The 21,287-nt window shown below is 58.9% G+C and carries 15 protein-coding genes; 4 read left to right on the forward strand and 11 right to left on the reverse strand.

Going from position 1 to position 21,287, the window contains the following annotated elements; all coding sequences use genetic code 11:
* Positions 1-252: 252 nt before the first annotated feature.
* The 4 genes from ACE10Z_RS34285 to ACE10Z_RS34300 all read left to right on the forward strand — a co-directional run bounded on the left by ACE10Z_RS34285 (position 253) and on the right by ACE10Z_RS34300 (position 5,601).
* Positions 253-1,377, forward strand: coding sequence for a M20 family metallopeptidase (locus tag ACE10Z_RS34285; RefSeq protein ID WP_375784740.1), 1,125 nt, complete (start codon positions 253-255; stop codon positions 1,375-1,377).
* 779 nt (positions 1,378-2,156) lie between these two features.
* The gene (locus ACE10Z_RS34290) at positions 2,157-2,420 is read left to right on the forward strand and encodes a hypothetical protein (protein WP_375784741.1); all 264 of its coding nucleotides are present in this window, start codon (positions 2,157-2,159) and stop codon (positions 2,418-2,420) included.
* Positions 2,421-2,582: 162 nt separating this feature from the next.
* The gene (locus ACE10Z_RS34295; protein ID WP_375784742.1) at positions 2,583-4,118 is read left to right on the forward strand and encodes a class I adenylate-forming enzyme family protein; all 1,536 of its coding nucleotides are present in this window, start codon (positions 2,583-2,585) and stop codon (positions 4,116-4,118) included.
* 184 nt (positions 4,119-4,302) lie between these two features.
* Complete coding sequence (locus tag ACE10Z_RS34300) at positions 4,303-5,601, forward strand: peptide ligase PGM1-related protein (protein WP_375784743.1); 1,299 nt, start codon at positions 4,303-4,305, stop codon at positions 5,599-5,601.
* A gap of 556 nt (positions 5,602-6,157) precedes the next feature.
* On the opposite strand, the gene ACE10Z_RS34305 is transcribed toward ACE10Z_RS34300, so the two are convergent.
* The 11 genes from ACE10Z_RS34305 to ACE10Z_RS34355 all read right to left on the reverse strand — a co-directional run bounded on the left by ACE10Z_RS34305 (position 6,158) and on the right by ACE10Z_RS34355 (position 21,256).
* A complete protein-coding gene (locus tag ACE10Z_RS34305; RefSeq protein ID WP_375784744.1) occupies positions 6,158-6,835 on the reverse strand; it encodes a 2OG-Fe(II) oxygenase in 678 nt (225 codons plus the stop codon).
* Positions 6,836-6,841: 6 nt separating this feature from the next.
* On the reverse strand, positions 6,842-7,987 hold the full coding sequence (locus tag ACE10Z_RS34310; RefSeq protein WP_375784745.1) for a GFA family protein: 1,146 nt from the start codon (positions 7,985-7,987) through the stop codon (positions 6,842-6,844).
* A 210-nt stretch (positions 7,988-8,197) separates the two neighbouring features.
* Positions 8,198-9,040 carry an electron transfer flavoprotein subunit beta/FixA family protein gene (locus ACE10Z_RS34315; RefSeq protein ID WP_375784746.1) on the reverse strand — a complete coding sequence of 281 codons (843 nt, stop codon included), beginning with the start codon at positions 9,038-9,040 and terminating at the stop codon, positions 8,198-8,200.
* Between the two features lie 868 nt (positions 9,041-9,908).
* Positions 9,909-11,732 carry a nif-specific transcriptional activator NifA gene (nifA, locus tag ACE10Z_RS34320; RefSeq protein WP_375784747.1) on the reverse strand — a complete coding sequence of 608 codons (1,824 nt, stop codon included), beginning with the start codon at positions 11,730-11,732 and terminating at the stop codon, positions 9,909-9,911.
* Between the two features lie 183 nt (positions 11,733-11,915).
* Positions 11,916-12,752, reverse strand: a complete 837-nt coding sequence (locus ACE10Z_RS34325; RefSeq protein WP_375784748.1) for an SDR family NAD(P)-dependent oxidoreductase — start codon at positions 12,750-12,752, stop codon at positions 11,916-11,918.
* Positions 12,753-13,605: 853 nt separating this feature from the next.
* A complete protein-coding gene (locus ACE10Z_RS34330) occupies positions 13,606-14,718 on the reverse strand; it encodes a nodulation protein NodZ (protein ID WP_375784749.1) in 1,113 nt (370 codons plus the stop codon).
* A gap of 180 nt (positions 14,719-14,898) precedes the next feature.
* Positions 14,899-16,914 (reverse strand): carbamoyltransferase, encoded by a 2,016-nt coding sequence (locus ACE10Z_RS34335; protein ID WP_375789988.1) that lies wholly within the window; start codon positions 16,912-16,914, stop codon positions 14,899-14,901.
* Between the two features lie 315 nt (positions 16,915-17,229).
* Positions 17,230-18,018, reverse strand: coding sequence for an ABC transporter permease (locus tag ACE10Z_RS34340; protein WP_375784750.1), 789 nt, complete (start codon positions 18,016-18,018; stop codon positions 17,230-17,232).
* A gap of 3 nt (positions 18,019-18,021) precedes the next feature.
* Positions 18,022-18,942, reverse strand: a complete 921-nt coding sequence (nodI, locus tag ACE10Z_RS34345) for a nodulation factor ABC transporter ATP-binding protein NodI (protein WP_375784751.1) — start codon at positions 18,940-18,942, stop codon at positions 18,022-18,024.
* Position 18,943: 1 nt separating this feature from the next.
* Positions 18,944-20,653, reverse strand: coding sequence for a nodulation protein NodU (gene nodU / locus ACE10Z_RS34350; protein ID WP_375784752.1), 1,710 nt, complete (start codon positions 20,651-20,653; stop codon positions 18,944-18,946).
* A 12-nt stretch (positions 20,654-20,665) separates the two neighbouring features.
* A complete protein-coding gene (locus ACE10Z_RS34355) occupies positions 20,666-21,256 on the reverse strand; it encodes an SAM-dependent methyltransferase (RefSeq protein ID WP_375784753.1) in 591 nt (196 codons plus the stop codon).
* Positions 21,257-21,287: the final 31 nt, after the last annotated feature.

A 21,287-nucleotide genomic window follows, 5' to 3' on the forward strand; every position in this document is an offset into this window, starting at 1 on the left:
CCCCAACCAGGACAGACCCGTGAGCTTGAGCAATTGCGTCGATACCTACCAGCCTTGGTAGCTCCTTTACAATCGACAGGCGCGTAGCATCGTTGCCGCGGCCAGGCCAAGCTTCCAAGACCAACCTTCAGAGGCACGCCTGCCCCATAACAGTTGGCGAATCTGAAGATCTTCGCGCCAGATCAAGATGCGATTAAGTGAATCTTATCACGATCTCGTGCGAACAATGCCCTCAAATTCACAGAGACACCCATGTCCGGCAATCCGTTTGGAACAGCTCCGATCCTCGACGGCATTCGCCGCTGGGTCGAGATCGAGTCTCCGACGGAGCGGCCGGATCAGGTCAACAAACTGGCTGATCTCGTCGCGGCGGGCTATCGCGACCTGTCGGCCACCATCGAACGCGTTGCGGGCCGTGACGGCTGCGGCGATCATTTGGTCACGCGCTCGTCCTGGGGGCAGGGCGTACCGGGCATTCTGGTGCTGAGCCATCTCGATACAGTTCATCCGATGGGATTCATCGAGCGCTTGCCGTTCAAGGTCGAGGGCAACAGGGCATTCGGCCCTGGTATTTACGATATGAAGGGCGGCGCCTACCTCGCCTATCACGCGTTCCGGCAGATTTGCGCCGACGATATCCGCCCACCGCTCGGTATCACACATATCTATGTATCGGATGAGGAGATTGGTAGTCCGACCTCGCGGGCGTTGATCGAGGCCGAGGGCCGCAAGGCCAAATATGTGCTGGTGACCGAGCCCGCGCGCGACGGCGGCAGGATCGTCACTGGGCGCAAGGGCGTTGCGCGTTTCGACGTCTTCGTCAGCGGCACGCCGGCGCATGCCGGGGCCCGCCCCGAAGACGGCTGCAGCGCGATCCGCGAACTCGGCAATGTGATCCAGACGTTGGAGGCGATGAACAATCTCAAGCGCGGCGTCACCGTCAATGTTGGCGTGGTCCGTGGCGGCACCAAGCCGAACGTGATCGCCGAAGAGGCCTATGCGGAAGTCGACATGCGGGTGCCGACGATGGCTGACGCCGACGAGCTGGTGCCAAAGGTCCTCGGCATCACATCACGCACCAAGGGCGTCAGAGTGAAGGTCCGCGGCGAATTGAACCGTCCGCCGTATGAGAAGAGCAACGCTGGCGCCGCGCTTTACGAACACGCTAAGGGAATTGCCGCCGAGCTCGGCTTCAAGCTGCTTGACGTCTTCAGCGGCGGCGGCTCGGACGGCAATTTCACCGCCCCGCATACCGCGACGCTTGACGGCCTCGGCGTCGACGGCAAGGGCGCGCATACGTATTATGAGCAACTCTACGTCTCATCGATTGAGCCTCGCGCGCGGCTGCTCTACCGGCTCTATCAGACGCTGCGATGATCTCAGCACCAGGGGACGCCCGCGACCGCGACGTGCGTCCGATGGCGGCCACTCGCACATTCGCGACGGCTCGTTGCTCGAACGGCGCAAGGGTCATAAACTTCCTTCCCATCAGGCCGACATGATCAGCAATGATCGTCGGATCCGGCACTTGGTATTGCCACGTCAGCGGCGGACAGCTGCGACTGAACTATTCCATGACGGCGCTACGGACGTCAGGCGCGAAATCAGCTCCGAGGGCGGCGAGCACCTCAATCGCGGAAGCGCAGGCGTTTGCGACAACGGACTCACCTGCTGGGAAGCTGGTCGCAATGGGATGACGAACTTTCTGACGCAGATCGAGGCGTAGAATGCTGTTGACCCTACCCTGCTCGGCCGCGCTTTTCCCGCTAACCTGAGAGTTTTGGCATGTTCATACCGGCTGCCAAAAGAGCTTGAATCGGACGTAACGTTAAGTTGTACGATCTTGAGATGGGCACGAATCTTCGTCTGCCGTCAGGATTGTGAAGGATTGCGAATGTCTCACCTGATCAGAACAACACCGCAATGGTTGATCGCGCCCCTCATCCCCGACAGCGGTTTGGTCGAAACGGCTATGCAGCGCGTCATGATCGCGGCGCTACGGCTCGCAGGTTGTTGTGAATGGCCCGGCATTCCAGGACCGATGCTATGCGGGACCGTGCGACCGCAGAGGTTTTCAAACGGCTTGAGCCGCAAGTGTCGCCCGGCGTGACCGGCGCGACATCGGAAGAGATGGCTTGGCACTGCGGAGCAGCAAGTTGAAAGAGCCTGAGGGCGTCAAGAAGGTCCTGTTAATCGACCACATTGAAGGCCAATGCCGGGCCATTGTCGGCTTCAAAGATGGAGATGCCAGAGCGGCGTATATGTGCGGCGAGCCTGTATATCAAAAACCAGGCAAGAAGCCGTCGTCGTGGTGCGCCTATCACCACGCGCAGATGCACGCGACTGCTGTTGAGCAGAACAGAGTAAGTACTCAAGTGCCTCAAAGTCCTTCGGCAATATCCATTGCTCGCAACCCATGACAACTATCCAGGACCGCGTTGGTCTGCTTAGGCCTTGTGATCATAGCCTGCGCAAAGGACGACCGAAGCATGTGATCGAGGCTTCCCGAAGCAATTGCGAGCTCAGGCTTAACTGCGGCAATACAACCCTATTGTGCTGAGCCGAGCCACACGGAGAATACATTGGATCTCTGCACACTGATTGAGCGTAACGCGGCGTATGCTCCCGAAAAAGCCGCGATCCACTTCGAGGGACAGACTCTAAGCTACGCCGACTTCAATCGACGGATCGAGCGGGTTTCTCGTGCGCTCGAGGGCCAGCTCGGCGTCGAGAGAGGAGACCGGATCGCGATCCTCAGCCTCAACCGGCCTGATTATCTGGCGCTGCTCTATGCCTGCGCGCGGCTCGGCGCAATCCTCGTACCGTTGAATTGGCGCCTTGCGGCCGCCGAGCAGCTTTTCATCTTGTCCGACTCCGGGGCAAAGGTGCTCGTGCTTGAGCAGTCCTTCGACGCAGTCTTGCCCCTTCTGACGAGGCAACTGCCCGATACCTCCCTCGTCGGGTTGGACTTTGCGCCTCTGGGCGGAAGCAAGTTGGACGATCTGCTAGACGAAGACGGTCGTGACGGGCGCAATCCACGTGCGGACCTGACCTGCCCGCTTCTGATCGTCTATACGTCGGGCACCACAGGGCGACCGAAAGGCGCTGTGTTGCGTCAGGAAGCGTTGCTGTGGAACGGCGTCATGAGTCAGCACATGCATGACCTCACCTCGGCCGATCATGCCCTGACTGTTTTGCCGCTCTTCCACGTCGGCGGTCTGAACATCCAGACGACCCCGAGTTTGCATCACGGCGCCACGGTAACCATCCAAAGCCGCTTTACGCCGGAGGCAACGTTTGATTCGTTCGAGCGTGATCGGCCCACGCTGGCAGCCTTGGTCCCTGCCATGATGCAGGCCCTGACCAACCATCCGCGATGGGAAAGCACGGACCTCTCCGCGCTCAAAGCGATCTGTACCGGATCGACGATGGTGCCGCAGCACCTTGTCGAGCGCTTTGTCATGCGTGGAGTGCCAGTCTTACAGGTTTACGGTTCGACGGAGACCTGCCCCATCGCTGTGTATACGAAGCTCGGCGGAGATCTCGTGCCTGAGGGGTCAAGCGGCCTGCCCGGTCTTTGCTGCGAAGCGGCGATCATCGATGGTTCCGGCAGCAACTTGCCACCCGGTACACCAGGCGAGATCGCAGTACGTGGGCCCAACGTCTTCTACGAATATTGGGGCAATCAACGGGCTACGCGAGAGGCTTTGAGTAATGGTTGGTATCGCACTGGTGACATCGGCCGCCGCGACGCCGATGGATATTTTTGGGTCCACGACCGCAAGAAGAACCTGATCATTTCCGGCGGAGAGAACATCTATCCGGCCGAAGTGGAACGTGTGCTTATGGGCCATCCGGATGTCGCGGAATGCGCCGTCGTCGGCCGCCCCGATCCGCGCTGGGAGGAAGTACCGATCGCTTATGTGATCAGGCGACCGGGGGCCCAGATCGAAGCGGAAGGGCTGATGGCGCATGTGCAATCCCAGCTCGCCCGTTTCAAGGCACCGCGCGAAATCATTTTCACGCAAGAACTACCGAAAACGGCATTGGGCAAGGTCCAGCATTTTATGCTGAAGGAAGTCGGCACGCGATCAGGCCCAAACGGAGACAGCAATTGAGGATGGCCGATTGGCTGGTCGTACTTTTCCGCTACCCCGCGGGTGTTATCGAGACGGCGCACAATCAACTTTCGGGCGGGGACGGTACACGATGCGCCGCGGCAACGTCATCATTGCTGGCATGGCGGCCCCTGTCTGATCGCGCCAAATGCCCGGGAGGTCGTTGTTGCCTCGGATCCTAATCTTGAATGCCGGTACGCCTCAAATGTCGGGCGGCGATCTAACAGTCGCTCAACTTTCCCTTGCCGCCAACTCGGCTTGCCGCTCGGCCTGGTTTGCACAGGAGGGTGACCTTATAGTCTCTCCGGTAGCCATCCCGACGGATCTGCTATCCTTGATTGGCACGACGCTCGATTTTGATGCCTCGAGCCTCCTGCTGCTTGTGCCTGAAGGTACCCGCGAGGCGCGGGTCCTTAATGATTGCACCCTGCTGTCCAATACTGTTGTTGAACGAATCAACAGCCATATTCACCCGAAATCATCCTGGAGAATACATCCTTGCTACTCTAGTGAAGGGGTCGCGCGCCTGGCGGCCCTGCTGGGCATCCCGCAAAGCGGGGACGACTTCGCTCTGCAGCGAGGGCCTGATCTATTGAACCGCAAGAGCCACTTCCGTCAATTGGCGACAAGTGTCGGACTTCCGTTGCCCAATGGATGCGTAACCACGAACTCAAACGAACTATTGAGGGCGGTCACCTCGCTAAGATCTGAGACCGGCAACGTGATTGTCAAGTTGGACAATGGGGCGGGCGGGGTCGGGAATGTCGTCCTGACCAGCGAGGAGAGCGGTCCACTACCCGGGGCAAGAGATACCAGGCAGATTCCTTGGCCGTCGTTTGATCCTGAAGCACTTTGGTCTGAGATGACAACAGCATCGTGCAAGACGTTGGTCGTAGAATCGTACCACTCGGCTCGGTCTTTGTTCTATCTCGAGTATGAGATAGAGCCGGATGGTTCAATCGTTTTCATCAACAGTGGAAACATACGTCTGCGTCGAAGCAACGATCGATTTGAAAGGGCTCTGATCTGGACAGGACTTGAACTTCCAAGCGACCTGAGGAATGAGCAATGGTTGACCGCCCAGGCGCATGCCTACCGATTTGTGCAGCTAGCGCGAACCCTTGGGTATCGTGGAATGATCAACATTGACGCCATTTTCGCGAGCGACGGGCGGCTGCTGTTTAATGAAGCGAACGGCCGGTGGGGCGGAGGCTCGGTGTTACACAGCATCGCCGTCCGCCTGCTGGGCTACGACTATTCCGGTTGCTACGTTATCTTATCCGTGAGAAACGTCCGATCAAGTTCTCTCCAAACCGCGCATGATCGTTTCGTTGAGGACGGATTTCTGTTCGACGGCACACGCAAGGAAGGCGTGATCCCGCTTGCCGCTGATCAAGAGGCTGGCACGGTGGAGTGCCTCGTGATTGCGCGCGATAGGCCCGCAGCCCGCAATCTGCAGCACCGCTTATTGACAATGGTTTGATTGAGATCACAACGACCATATCTTAACTCCCTCCATTCATTCGCCCCCCTGCTTTTGAACGTGTGGCTGAGACCGGTACTTGGGGACGTGACGTGAAGGTGTGATTCGTCTCACTAGAGGCCGATTCCCACCGTGAACCGGTATGCGCTACGAGGGGATACAAAGGCCTCTGTCCGAGGTGAGCGGCGTCTGTCAGCAGCTCACTCTCCAAAGCTCAATCGGCGGATCGGCAGATCCTCAAGGCGGAGTGGGCCAGGCTCCCGCTCGACCAATATCCCAACGCCACTCCGATTCGGTGGAAATTGGAGAGCCCGATGGCAGTGGTTCAGTGCGCGGACTATCGGCATTGATCGTGAAAGGTGCCAACCTCATCTCTTCCGAGCGGCTTTCGCTGACGACGTGTCACCGAGCCTGAGCGAGCAGCCCATATCGCACAGCGACGCAATCACCACAGGATAACTTCTGCAAGGACCGTTGCAAGGACCGCGCCACCGATCACCTCCCGAGAGTTCATCCGTTCCTCAACTCATCCGGAGGCCATTCCAGCTAACCCGCCTCACAGGCTACCGGTAGAGCCTTCGATGATCCGGCGGTTCGCACCGCTGCGTCTTGAACAGAAGTACACCAGCGATCGTCGCTCCCCAGCGCGTACAGGCTTCACTTCATGCCGGACCTTACATGTGGTGACAAGCACGCCCCCAAATGGCGGTCGGAATACCTGCTGTTCGTAAGCGCTTGGATATACCACAAACTCACCTCCCTCAAACTCTCTCGCGAGTTGCACAATCACGGAGTACTCGAAATCAGGGTCGCTCTCCGCATCCAAATGGATACCAACAAAGGAGCCAGGAGGCATACGATGCATTTGGCATCGGCGAATCACGTAATCTGACGATGCTCCCAAGACCTTTTTCAGCGCGAAGCTGCGGTCCTTCTTTTCGAGCAGTTCGATGATCTGCCTCGGAGCAGTACCATTCGTATTGCTGGGAGGCCGGCCGGGCGGATCTACCCTTACGCGTTTCACGAAGACATTGTGCGAGTCGCCGGCATCTCCCTCCTGTACCTGTTCTTCGGGAATCTCAGTCTGCAGCTGATCGATCCTCGCCAAGTCATCTTGGGTAAACAACGTCTGCGGCCCGATCACGACCGTACCCTTCACCAACAACTCTATGCGGTACTTCGTGAGAGCCTCTTCTGAAAGCAGACCGGATTTATCATTCACCGCACGCGCCATTCGGGTTCACTCCAAGGTTTGAGCTTCAAGGGACGCTTTCGTATCCTCGTGCATCGAGCGGAACGCCTGCTCCCAATGCTCGCCATCGAAATCATCTATTCTTATGCTGTCGATAGTTCTTCTATCCAAACACCCAACATTTACGCTGAAACCGGAGGGGTTCGATCGTGGCCTATAGAATGGCTTTACGCCACAATTCCGGCAAAACGTGTGTCGAGCGATGTTCTTGTTGAACTGGTACGAGGTGAGGCACTGCTCGCCGGACTCAATGCTGAGCTTGTCACCTGGCACGAGCAAGTGCAGAAATCCGGACATTTGGCATATCGAGCAATTGCATCGAACGGTTGACAGCTGTCGCGGCGCTCGGACACTGAACTTGACAGCACCGCAATGACAACGGCCTTGGTGTTCGATCTCCGCTCGACCATCTCCCTCAAGTGAGACAATTCGGAGCAAATCGCGGCACCACTGCAAGCTTAGCCGATAGGCTCGATCGAATTCATCGAGAAAGCGACCATTGCTGCCAGCCGGTACAAGTTCGCGAATGAGACGGGTTGTCATTTCTCCGTGATATTTCTCCGCGGGGTCTTCTCCGCCGACATGACAGCGGAAGTACACAAGATCGTCGAAACGCACATCGAAGGCCTTGACCAGGGTAGTCCACAGCGACCGGATCATTTCCGCAGCGTGCAGTTCGAACGCAACCATGTAGGCACAACGCATTACGGGGTCTTTCGATGACAATCCGGCAAAGAGAGAATGCAGGTACCGTTTCGTTGTGGCGCTGTAGTTAGGCTGTATTGTTCTGCCGAGCAGTCGCGATGCATCTTGTCTAAGCAGGTTTGAGTGGAAGTTTTCAGTGGCCAGAATATCGGGCAGCGCCGCCTTGCCGCCCTGGAGAACTCGGCCATAACCACCCGTCTCATCCCAACAGATGAAATTTCCGACCACGCTGGTCAGCTCAATGTCTCTCGGAAGGTCGCGATTGTGATGCATTGCATCGAATATGAGATCCTTTTGCGACCCCGCCTGCAGGTACGGGAACGCCTGTGACATCGCCAAGTATTCAGGCAGCAGGTTGGCAAGTTGGTCTTTAGACAACTCTGCAGCGAGCGGATGCGGGCCGAACAGAGCCCGCGCCTGCTCGGTCAAATACTCGCAGACGATCTGCGAGGGCTGATCCAGTGCAAATTGAGACGCTCGAGAAGACCTCATTTGATTCCTAGCTATGAGGAGAGAACGATCCTTGACGGGGCCACTTCGTGCCTGGGCCCACTATTGGCAGTAGCGAGATCGATAGTTCGCTGGGTCGAGGGGTCGATGGTCGCGTTCACCATTTTATCGTCGCGACGGCTCTTCAGATCACGTATCACGGGCTAGTGCTGCGAGATCGGTTTCGAGCTTCGGTTGATGCTTGAAGATGGCGTCAATCAACGCCTGCGCTGGTTGCTCGGTGGCCTCGACCAGCACCGCTTTCTCGGCCCGCGCGGAGGGCGCAAACACGCGCTTGACGACTGTCGGCGAGCCCCTAAGACCGCATTTGGAGACGTCCTCGACGCCGGCATCGTGCGCGCTCCATTTCACGATCGGCGCGCGCGCGGCACGCAATGCATCCGCCATCGCGCCGCGCCGAATCTGGTTTGTTGCCTCCAGCATGGTGATGAGGCAGGGCAGCCTCGTGTGCAGCACCTGGACGCCACCTTCGGAGCGTCGCTCCGCTTCGATTGTCCGGGCGGTGAGATCCAGGGATCTGACCTTGGCGACGTAGGTAAGCTGCAGCACGCCAAGCCGCTTTGCGATACCAGGTCCAACCTGCGCGGTATCGCCGTCGATAGTCTGCTTGCCGGTAAAGATGAGGTTTGGCGGGCCATACTCCTTACCAATTTTTCGGATGGCTGTTGCCAGGGCATACGTTGTGGCCAGGGTATCGGAGCCCGCAAAGCAGCGATCGGTGAGCAGTACGGCGCGATCAGCGCCAAAGGTCAGCGCTTTTCGCAACGAGTCTTCCGCCGAGGGCGGCCCCATCGTAAGCACGGTTATTTCGCCGCCGAACCGATCCCGGAGCTCGAGCGCGGCCTCAAGCGCGAAGAGGTCATATGGGTTGATGATGGTCGGCACGCCCTGACGCATGATTGTATTGGTCACAGGGTGCACGCGGATCTGCGCAGAGTCGGGAACCTGTTTGATGCAGACGACATTGTGCACGGAGTTGCTCCAAAAGTTGCGATGGCTGCAAACAGAACAGCAAGTGTCGTACCACCGCACCCGATTCGAAATCGCCTAGCCACTACAGAGACTTAGACGAGGCTGACGCGCCCCCCTGGCTTGGTATTCCCGACGAACGAATACCGACACGCGTAGGAGCCGCGACAGCGCTGTTCCGTGGGCACGCGCGCTGAGTGACGCCAAGATAGCTTGCGACAAAATGACCGTCGTTCATCACAAGCGGGCAACGTACCGGTTGATGGTGAACAAAGCGCAGGCGGAATCACCACGGAAACATCTGGCCTCGTAAGCCGAATGGCCGCCGTGTTCGGCGGCATGGTGAAGCGGGCCAGGCGGACACAATTGAGACAGGATCGAGGCTGCATTAACGAGCTCGCGATCGAAATCCCTTAGCAGACGTGTTCAAGGATCTCGTAAAAACGCCAAAGGCGAATGTGACGCTCGGTTGTTCAACGGTAGCGGAGTCTGGTTTCGACGCTGCCAGCGCGCTTGGTGCGCTTCGGGAATTGCCGCTGGCCACTTCGAACTTGATCGGCGGATGCGCTTGACACCTCGCTTGACGTCGACCGGCTGAACCATTCCCCAGGGCTCTTGAACGAATAGGCGCCTGGGTGATGCTCTGCATTTCGTGACGAGCAACTTCTCTCTCGACGAACCAAGCGAACGCGCGTCGCGACAGCGGCGCTCGCAAGCGGATCAGGGTCTTTTCGCTCGTGGCCAAGCCGCCCCCGAGGCGAACCATTCCCTTCAGATTGCGACGGAATCGAACGCCCGAACGACGAAGCCTGTCCTCCTAGCCATTTCCCTCAACTGTGATGGCCGCAGCTCCGGTCTATGGTCCTTGCGTTCAGAACCGCTTGATCTCGATTCCGTATTTCTTCAGCGCGTAGCCAATCTGGCGCGGCGTCAGTCCGAGCACGCGCGCTGCCTTTGCCTGCACCCAACCAGATTTTTCCATGGCCGCAATGACCCGCTCGCGATCGGCCACCTTCGCGCCACTTACGAGGACTGTGCCGGGAGGCGCCACCGAGGCCACGTCGCCGCCGACGGGCGAGACCGGCGCGGCCGCTCCAGATAGTGGGATAATGCACTTCGCAGGCGCCGGCACTGGCGCTGCCGGTTGGACTGTCATCTCGTCCGATCTACTTTTCCACAGCATCGCGGAAAGGCACTGGCCGTGGCAGCATGCAAAGTCATTTCTCACGATCGACGGTCCGGCGGACATGGTCGCTGTGCGCTCGATGCAGTTTTCGAGTTCGCGGACATTGCCTGGAAAGCCGCAATTCATCAGCACATCGATCGCGCTCGCCTCTAAGGTCAGCGTACGGCCGTTCTCGCTGTTGAAATTCCTGAGGAACTCGCCGGCCAGCAGCGGAATATCACTGCGTCTTTCCCGCAACGCTGGCAGCAGCAAGGGAACGACGCTGATACGATAGTACAGGTCTGCGCGGAACTCATTCCTTGCCACAGCCTCTTCAAGGTTCTTGTTGGTCGCAGCGATGACACGGACATCGACCTTAATCGTCTGGTTGCTGCCGACGCGCTCGAACTCCTGCTCTTGCAGGACTCGCAGCAACTTTGCCTGGAACGGGGCCGAAATTTCGCCGATCTCGTCAAGAAATAGCGTCCCCTTGTCAGCAAGCTCGAAGCGCCCTTTGCGCGAGCTAAACGCGCCGGTAAAGGCTCCCTTCTCGTGACCAAATAATTCGGACTCCAGGACTGTCTCGGGGAGCGCCGCGCAATTCAGCTTAACGAAAGGCCGCTTGGCGCGGGACGACGATTCGTGAATGGCCTTGGCTACGAGTTCCTTTCCGGTACCCGATTCGCCGCGCAACAGAACCGTGCTGTTCGATTTGGCTACGACCGCGATCTTCTCGAGCAGTCCGCGCAGCGCCGGGCTGTCGCCAATGATCCCATGGACGTGGACCTTCTTACGCTCCCGTGCAGGCTGCTTGAGCTCGAACAATTGCTTTTGTAGCCGGTCCTTCTCCGCCATCAGTCGCTCGCGGTCGCAGGCGAACAACCGATGCAGCCTCACTGTCTGTCCCACCAGGTTGGCGACCATGGCAAGCAGCCGCGCGTCATAATCGAGCCGGAGACTCGACCTGTCGTCACGGATGCGGTCGACCGTTAGCGTACCCACGACTTTCGGATCAATGCGAATCGGAACCCCGATGAACGACACCGGCACATCATCGGAGGCGCCGAGCGCTTCCAGGTCCGCCGCGCCGAATGCCGGCTCGGCTGCCACGTTCTCGGCGACAAGGGGCCCCTGTGTCGCGACGATCTGGTCGATGGCCTTCCGCGGCAGGTGCATTCGGTAGCGCTCGTCGCTGCCTTCGCTCCAGCCGGCGCCCACGGTAATGTCTGGCATCCCGTCATCGTCGAACAGTGAGACGATGCCGTGTCGCATCTCCACAAACGATTGCAGAAGATCGACGACGTTGGCCAACGTGACTTCGAGCCGGCGAGGAGTTGTGAGTATCTTCGATATTTCGAAGATGCCGGTCAGAGCGCTCTCGCGCAACCGCTCGACCACGAGCTCGCGCTCCGTCTCCGGATGTAAGGTCGGTCTTTCGCGTGCGGAAGCGATATGCAGCATGGGGCGGTCTCCGTTGTTTTGATCATCCTCCCTGGCACCTTGTTCGGATTTGCGAGCTTCGTTTTGCATGTCATTCTCGATCTAGCGCCGCGTGTTGACGAGATGACATAGAAGGGTAGCACCTTTTCATGGCACGACGGTAAACTTACAGTGCGTTGATTTTCATTTTCCGGAAGGGATGCGCGACGTTAGCGTAAAACGCAAGGTCCACCGCTGCAGCTCAAGTCAGCTGCGTTGTTAGGCCCGCTCGTTTCACAGGTGTTGCCCACCATTGATCGGCACCTCGGCCCCCGTGACGTAGCTTGCGGCGTCCGAACATAGGAAAAAAATGACCTTAGCCACCTCATCGGGCGTTCCCACTCTGCGCAGCGGGATGTTTGGCACGAGCCGCGCTTCTGTATCGGGCGACAACATCTCCGTCTTGATTTCGCCGGGCGCGATCGCATTCACGCGAATGCCATGCGGCGCATAGTCGTGGGCCATTTCCCGCGTGAGACTTGCAAGGGCAGCTTTGGACGTCGCATAGGCGCTGCCGGCAAACGGGTGCACCCGCGAACCCGCAATCGAAGTCACGTTGACAATCGATCCTGACGCGGCCCTCAGCTCGTCAAATAGACCCTGCGCCAGCAGGATCGGGGCCACCAAATTCAGATGGAACACCCTCATCCAGGTTTCGGTCGACGTCGTCAGCGACGTCAGCCGGTCACCATCGGGCGTTTTCGGCGAGACGCCAGCATTGTTCACCAGCGCGTGCAAAGGTGCGCCCGCCAAGCGTCTCTTGACCTCGGTGATCACGCGCGGCAGCATTCGATGATTGCTGAGGTCGACCTGGACATGGTCCTCGCTCCCGGACTCCCACGGGCACCGCTCGCCCTCGAACGGTTGGCGCGCGCAAGAAATGATGCGCCAGCCCGCCTCCGAAAACAGTTTGGCAGTGGCGTGACCAATTCCGCGCGATGCGCCGGTCAGCAACATCGCCTTTTGTTCTCCCCGATGGACGCGGACTTTATCGGCGTGAGAGGGACAACCCAAGTGTGCCGCCGACAGCGGACCTCCGACCGGATCGTCATTTGGCAGATCGAGACCCACGCCCGCCTCCTCTCCTCTAGCGCCGCTGGGGAAGCCGTAGCAGGATTTGGGCCACTACGATGCACGCAAACGGGCTCCGGTTTTGCGTCCTAATGTCGCGCACGCGAAACGCTTGGCGGCTTCGAGACACGGCGTGTTTGCTTTGCGACAGCAACGGTGCATCACCGACAAACTGCCCAGAGCAAACTCGCCCCACTGCCAAGACCACGCTACAAGGCTGCGCCCTCCTTCGTGATCGCACAATTGGAGGAGCGAGCGGATCGACAACGCCTCTCATCGGAGCACCGATAGGTCAGGACAGCGCCGCGCCCAGCGGTCGCTGCCCATTTGCGATCGAAACCTGACGTTACCAGCTTCGCACGTTAGGTTTACCCGCAACTGGCGCTGACTTCATGATGCCCTGCCCTGTTGTGTCCAGCGGTGGCACATCGCTCCGCGGATTGATTTCGCGACCACGAGCTGGCGCACTGAATGCCTAGCCTCACATAGTCGATCCCGAATGCGCCAGGCCGCGTGAGAGAGTGTGCCCGACGGGCGCTACGGAAGTCCCCGGCTCACCGGAGACGCTTTCGATGACTTTATCCGCGATCGGCAACCGGGAAGGTTCCGCTTGCGAGTCCGCACGAGGCGAGGACGAAGATGTGCCGTTTAGCGTCCGGCCCAGCCTGTTAGGGCCACTCTTGTCGAGGTCGAGCTTCAGCGGAAGGCATTCCGGCCGCGGCATCGTTCTCTTCTCCAGTGGAAGGTGGGCTCGGAGCGTCAGTTCGGGCAAAAAATTGCCGCGAGGAAACATAGTGACAGTACTGCTGGATGCAAAGAGCGGCCATCAGATCGATGAAACGGGCTACAAATTTCATGAAGCCACGAGCTCTTGCGAGGTGTCTTCAATCAAGATCAATCGGCTCGGATCGTTCAAATCGAATTCTATAACGCGTGGCGCAAAGAGGCGCGCATAACGCGTGAAGGCGCTCGTCGGGGGGAAACGAATCACGGTGTTGCACCGCGCAAGGAGATACATCTCGATGAGGGCGGAAAAGCCTCCATCGGCGCCGAGCTCGGCACTGTGCAACGGGCCGGCCTCGGGCGCCTGGAAACGTTTTGGGATCGTGAAAACCTCGGGACATATCGACGAAACCTTCTCAAGGACGAGCGCGCTGTCCGTGCACAGGAAAGCCCTCACAGGTTTTGCGTGTGGCAATGCCCTGGCCTTATCGATGGCATTACAGACCTGCCGCAAGGCACGCTCCGGATCGGCCCAGTAAGGAGCATGCCCCATAATATCCTCGCCGTTGCCGTGCCGAACATGAATGCCGATCATGCTGTACGGCTCAAAGTGCTCCCGGTAGACGGCATCAATCCGAGCCTGAATTTCAGATCGCGGCTTAATGCTCCGAAAGATCTCTCGTTCAGCGTCCTGATCGCAGCGCCACATCAAGCACGCGTCGCACACAACGGTGCTAGCGTCACTATCTTGCTGGCTTTCGAACAGTTGGTCGAGTTCGTCGCGCTCCCGGAAAATCTGCTCGTCCGGCCGATAGACGCAGTCTATGGACGGCTTGTTCCACCATACCGGGAAGAATGGTCCTGGAAACGAGCGCTGGTTGATCTGGTCGTCGCAGATCACCGGTACGCCGGCAATGTCTTGAATTGGCTCGAAGAAAACTGGAAAGGCATTGGTGAATGGCTGATCGAGATAACAAGACCCCCGCCAGTCGATGGCAAGCGTCCGTCCGGTCCGCTGTGCAAAACGCCAGGCTGCAGCGAGCGACCACAGGCAGTCGCCGAACCCTGTACGTCGCCTGGAAACAACGAACCGATCATTCCTCGAACCGCTAAACGTCTTCATTGCCTCGTTCCAGGCTCCTTGTTGGACATGAGGTGTCATTGGAGACGCCTCGCGTATGATTTCGTCCGATGCCATCGTCGCCATTCGCCGTGGCGGTGAACTGCGTCGATAGAACTTCATAGCAGCGTATCCCTGTTGCGGCGGGTTCTCTCAACGCTTTCGACATGTTCTATTCAACGGTGACGCCTCGACATAACCGATTTCAGCCGGATGCCGATTGCAACCGAACCCGCTGGCCTGCCTCTTCTCCAGATGGATGCGTAGACATAGCCATGCTCATGAGTCAGGTTGGGCGTCGCCTTACGTTTCATTGCAGTCGCAAACAGCGCGTGGCGGATGCAGCCGGACGTGGCGTTGCTCCCACACGAGCCGCAGTTCCTTCACGAGGTCTTCGCGCCTGGCCTGGTCCAGTTCGGTTGTGTCGAGAAGCCAGCCGAGCGACGCCTCGCCCTCGATCCGCATCAGAAGTTCGAAAAGCTCATGTGAGACACGCATGCTGTCGTGGCCCGAACGTCCCGTGCGGATCTCGCAGACCGTTTCCTGACGATCTCCCGCTGTGTGGAAGCGAACGCGATGAAGCGATGCATAGGGCGGCAATGACACGCTCAGTGCAGTCCAATCCTGCCGTGTTGCTACCCGCTTCTTGACGAGGAAGGGTCCAACAACAAGTCCGTCCAGGTCAGTCGTCAAGAACGTCGCGATCGCGTCTGAAACGGAATCCACGATCGGCTCGGCGTTGTTGTTAAAGGACGTATTTAGAAGAACCGGGATGCCGGTTCGCTTCTTGAACGCATTAATCACATCCCAATAGGCGGGGTTTGTCTTGCGCGATACTGTTTGCAGCCGGGCGGTACCATCAACGTGCGTGATCGCCCCGAGCACGCTACGCTGTGCTTCACGCACACGAACCACGAAGTTCATGAAGGGAAACTCCCGCTTGCCGTCCGGGAGCTCAAAGAACTCGCTCGCATCCTCCTCCAGCACCGATGGTGCAAACGGACGATAGCCCTCGCGCTTTTTGACCATCGCGTTGATCCGGCCCTTGTTTTCGGCCGGCCGAGGGTCCGCAAGAATGCTGCGGTTGCCAAGCGCACGCGGCCCGAACTCAGAGCGGCCCTGAACCCAGCCGATCACGGCGCCATTTGCCATCCAGTCGGCTGCACTGCCTGCTATGTCATCACTTCGTTGAATATCGAGATGGCCGGACCATGCATTGAGCTCCTGTTCTATGGATCGCTCGTTTCCGAGACCGGGCCCCCAATAGACGTCCTGCAATCGCTCGCGCGGCACTGGTTTGCCCAGCTCATTAGACATCATCAGCGCGGCGCCTAGTGCGCAACCGGCGTCGTGCGCCGCGGGTTGGACGAAGATGTCGTCGAAAAGTCCGGAATAGAGCAGCTTACCGTTCACGGTGCAGTTGTGCGCTACCCCTCCAGCCAGGCACAAACGCGTCATGCCGGTCGCTTCGCGATAGTGCCGCAGGACGTGAAACACGATCCGCTCCAACGCTTCCTGTAGCGAAGCGCTGACATCCCGATGCTGCTGCGTGAATGGCATTCCCTTTCGCCGGACCTCGATGCTGCGGAGCAGGGCCGGACCGACTCGGTCCAGGTGGACGCGATAGCCACCATTGTCCGACAACTCGTAGAACTGCGCGAAGAGCTCGCGATAGCGAGCGGGGTCACCGTAGGGGGCAAGTCCCATCACTTTGTACTCATCGAACAGCCCGTAGCCGAGATATCGAATCGTCTCGAGATAGAACAGCCCCAGAGAGTTATGTTCTGGGAAGCTAGCGAGGTGCGTCATGTCGGTGCCCGCCCCCACAGCCAAGAGGCCCGAGAGAAAATCGCCACCTCCGTCGACCGTAAAAATGAGACTTTGCTCGAATCCAGACATGGCAAACGCGCTCACGGCATGGGCTTCGTGGTGATTTACGAAGGAAACCCGCGACGCGTCGACCTCGGCACCGAACTCCCGTGCCAGCAGCTGCCTCAGCACCAATTTGGCGTCCAACGGAATGGGCTGGGAAACACACAGGCGCTCGAGCATAGTATTGCAGTAGGCTTCAGTCGCGTAGAACGCGATACGGTCGATCTCGCCAAGCTCGACTCCTGCAGTGGAAAGGCAGTATCGGATCGCGTTGCTGGGGAACTTATTGGAGTGCTTGACCCGATTGAGGCGCTCCTCTTCGACGGCAGCGATAACGCGGCCATCCCGCACAAGAACTGCAGCGCCGTCGTGCAGAAATGTATTCGGTAACTCGGGCGAGCTCTCATAGACTCTGTCTAGACCGCCACTCACTCCCAGACACAACATCACCTTCTCCATTTAATCATGACAGGAATGTCAACTGCCGTTCCACCTACGCAGTCTGGACTCGCACTACGTCGGCTGCGCGGGGCCGGACAGCACAACCAGGATTTCTCGCAAAGTCCGCCCCAACGCGTAGCGATCGGCGAGCAGCATTTGAGCGGCTGGTGCTCGCACCGATCAACTGATCAGCCGGCTAACCAGCTTGTTTTTAAACCCATGCAGCTATTGCCGTGGTGGGTCGGGTCGCCTTGCGCTCATCGCAGAGAGCGTCGTGCGACCGCATCGATTGACTTTTCTCCGTGTTCGCAAGGTTTCATGTCAACGCAGCAGGCGGCGCCGTAACAGTGCCGTCGATACGAAGAAGGGCAATATCGCGTACATGCAAAGCGCACCGACATGCAGGGCAGCGCCGCCAGCTGTGCGCTCAAGCATCGCCGGGCGAATGAGGTCGACCGAATGCGCGAGCGGCAGCAAACCGGCGAAGTGCTGAAATGAGCCGGGCAGTTGGCTCATCGGAAACACCGCACCACACAGAAACACCATAGGGGTCAGGACAAGCGTCTGGTAAAACACGAAGTAATCGTAACTTGGCGCAAGAGATATGACGACCATCGCCAGGCTGGCGAAGACAAGGCCGGTAAGGGCGACGGTTGGCACTGCATAGACAATCGACGGCCAGGATGCATAACCCAGCGTGGCAGCAACAATCCCGATCGCAGTTCCGGCCAGAACGGACTTACTGGCCGCCCACACCAATTCACCTAGAACGATATCGCCAAGCGTGAGCTGTGTGGACAGAATAGCTTCCCAGGTGCGCGCGGAAACCATGCGCGCAAAGGATGCATACAAGGTTTCAAAGGTCGCAGCTGTCATAGCGCTGGTCGCGACCATGCCCGCCGCCAGAAACGCGATGTAAGAAGTTCCCTCGACCCGCCCCACGATCAGCCCGAGGCCAAAGCCAAGGCCAAATAGATTGGTTATGGGATCCGCGAGGTTGCCGAGAACCGATGCAAGTGCGACTTTCCTCCATGCTAGGAAGTTTCGACGCCACACCGCGATCCAGTTGTACGCGTTAGCGGGCATCACCGTCGCATAACCTTCACCCATCGCTCACTTCTCCATCTCGCGCCCGGTCAGCCGCAAAAACACATCTTCGAGATTTGCCGGACGCTGCAGAATACGAAGGCCCGCTCGCCCGCGCAGTTGCACGCGTATCTGCTCCGGATATGGCGCGTAACAGAAGAGTGTCTCTCCACTCGTTTCGATGTGTCGCGCATGAGGCCTGATCAGCTCACGGAGCTCATGCGGATCACCGCCATAGACCTCGATTACGTTGCAGCCGATATGCTCGTCGATCAAGGCGTCGGGTTTGCCTTCAGCGATCTTGCGTCCACCCTCGAGGACACATAGACGATCGCATAGGCGTTCCGCCTCTTCCATGAAGTGTGTGGTCAAGAGGATCGTCTTGCCACGGGAAAGCAGAACTCGCAGGCGTTCCCAGATCAGATGGCGTGCGTGTGGATCCAGACCAGTTGTCGGCTCGTCCATCACCAGCAGATGTGGATCATTGATCAACGCGCGCGCCAGCGTCAACCGCCGTTTCATGCCACCGGACAGGCCGGCGACGCGCATGTCCGCCTTGCCTTCGAGGCGCGCGAACTCAAGCAACGACGGCACGACTGCCTCGATCTTCCGAGCGCTCATGCCGAAGTAGCGGCCAAACACCAGCAGGTTCTCTCGTACCGTGAACTCGAGTTCCAGGTTATCGAACTGCGGCACCACGCCGATGCGCACACGTGCTACACGAGCGCGTGCAGGCACAGGCTCGTTAAGGACCGTAATCTTGCCTGCGTCCGGCGAGATCAAGCCGAGGAGCATACGCGCAATCGTGCTCTTGCCAGCTCCATTGGGCCCGAGCAGGCCGTAGCATTCTCCGCGCGCAACCGAGAACGACAGCTCATTGACGATGATCTTGTCGCCAAAGGTCTTTCTTACGCCGGCAAGGTCGATTGCTGCGGTGGACATGCTCATCTTAGGCAGGCAGGAGTCGTTCAGCCGACGTTGGCTTGCGTACGACCGTTTTGGTCCAAAGCACGCCGTCGCACCAGACATGTTCGATTCGTCCCCATTGGCAGGCTGCGGCGGCATCCGGGAAGAATCCACGTCCGTGGAGGTTGGCACTCGTGTTACAGAGTAGCGGAATGCCCGTGAGTTGCTCAAATTCGACGAGGAGCTCGGCGATCTTGTGCGGAGAGTTGCGTGCGATTGTCTGCAATCGCGCAGAACCGTCCAGATGGACGACAGCGGGGACCTTGTCGCGCCATTCCGCTCGGGTCTGGTGATCGAACAGCATGTAAGGATCTGGCGTACCTGGGCTGAAGATCTCTGGCGCCCGGTCCTCCAGGCAGATCGGCGCGACCGGCCGGAAGTGCTCGCGACGCTTAATGTCGTTGAGATGATCCTTCATCGCCGGCGAGGTCGCGGCTGCAAGAATGCTTCTACCGCCCAACGCCCGCGGACCAAGCTCGGCGCGCCCGGAAAGAAAGATAACCGGCTTGTTGTCGGCGAGAATGGCCGCCAGCTCACGCAGACTACACGGCGCGGCCTCCCATTCTGACGGAATCTCGCTGACCTGCAGGGCCGGACCACTGTAGACCGACCATTCCAGCGGCGCGAACCCATTTTGCGCCGCCATCGCGCTGCAGGCAGCACCGATTGCCGAGCCGCTGTCATTCGGAAATGGCGGCACCCAGACATCATCGAACAGTCCCGTCGCGCGAAGCGCGGTATTCCACTTGATATTGAGACCGCAACCACCGGCGACACATAGATTTCGCGCTCCCGGAAGCGACGAATGCCGCAGCAAGACCGTCGCGATTTCCTGGACAAGAAGTCGTTCCAGGAACACGTGAAACGACGCAAGGACGTCCTCCGCTGGCTTGGTCTTCAGGTGCAGTGCGCTCGCCTCGAAAAACTCGTGCATCGCTGCAAGCGACGCTTCCTCATTGGAGATGCCCGCGCGGTAGCGGCGAGCCTGTTCCGTGTCCGCCGCGAATCGCCTTTCGTAAAGCTCCTGAAACACTGCCACGATGCTTTCGTCGACAGAGCCAAGCGCGATGTAAGCCATCAGCTTGCCGGCGATGCCTAAGTCCCAATTGGCTCGATCCGGCTTCCTGTACGGCCCGAAGTGAAGGCCGGCGGCGGCATAGGCGTGACCGATCATCGGAAACAGGCACGCTATGAGCCGCGCGCCCCGAGGTTCAACATAGTAAAGCCGGGGAAAGATGCTGCCGTCCCATACCAGACAGAACGCGGGCTTTCCCGAGATGGCGAAGGGGCTGGTGCTATATGCTGACGCGACGTGGCCCGCGACGTGCGGGTAACTCTTATAGGGAAACACCTTGCCGCCAAGGATCAAGCCAAAGCCGTCAACGGAATCAAGAAGGCCCTCAGCATGGCGCTCGACATATGGCGCCCCTTTCAGCGCAATCGGCACCGCGCCACTGAGCACCTGGAATTGCGACTGGATCTCCCCATCCCAGCCGTCGATGACGAACTGATCAATATCTTGCGGTTCCAGGCCATGCTCTGCTAACGCGAGCACAACCGCATCGAGATTGTCGATGGATTGATAGCGTGGATTGTTGCCGCGCTTCTCTTGCTCGGTGCAAAAGACAAGCTGCCCGTCCTCGACGACAGCGATTGCTCCGTCATGTGTCAACTTGATACCGCAGATGCGCATATGCCCTCTTGCCTAATGACCGCGATTTGATTGTTCTGACGAGTGACTCGGCTTCCGGAACAGCACGAGCAAGCACTCTTCGTTGACCGACTCCGCATGGCAATGCAGACGCTCGACCTCCGATAGGATCTCATTGAAGAGGAAAATCAGCGTCTCAGCACCAGCAGCATGGCCCCAGCGCCGACACGTGGCATCGCGCGTGGGTTCGACCACCAGAGCGCCATTTGGTGCAAGCATACTCGCCAGGTTGGGGATCGCTGCGTGCATCTCGGCAACGTCATTGACGTCGTAAAGAACATCAGCTTTGGCGATCAGATCGAACTGCTCAGCGGTCGAGAACTGCCGAATGTCGCGGGTTGCCCATTGGATATGTGACCGCCTGTTGGTCCGATGGCGCGCACGCTCAATCGCCTGCGGCATGACATCGAGCACGGTGATTCGTTGGCAGTGGGGTGCCAGCATCTCCGTGAATACGCCGGCTGCACATCCGACGTCCAAGGCATGCCTAACATCCCCGTTGCGACGCGCGATCCGGAGCATTTGCGCGTACCGCTCCTGCTCGAACGAATTGCGGTCGAGGAGCCATGGCTCGCCGACAGCCAACTCGCGCGCTCGTATCTGATGGTTGTTGTCC

Origin of the sequence: Bradyrhizobium sp. Pha-3 (genome assembly GCF_042258615.1) — a bacterium.
In the GTDB taxonomy this organism is placed as follows: Bacteria; Pseudomonadota; Alphaproteobacteria; order Rhizobiales; family Xanthobacteraceae; genus Bradyrhizobium.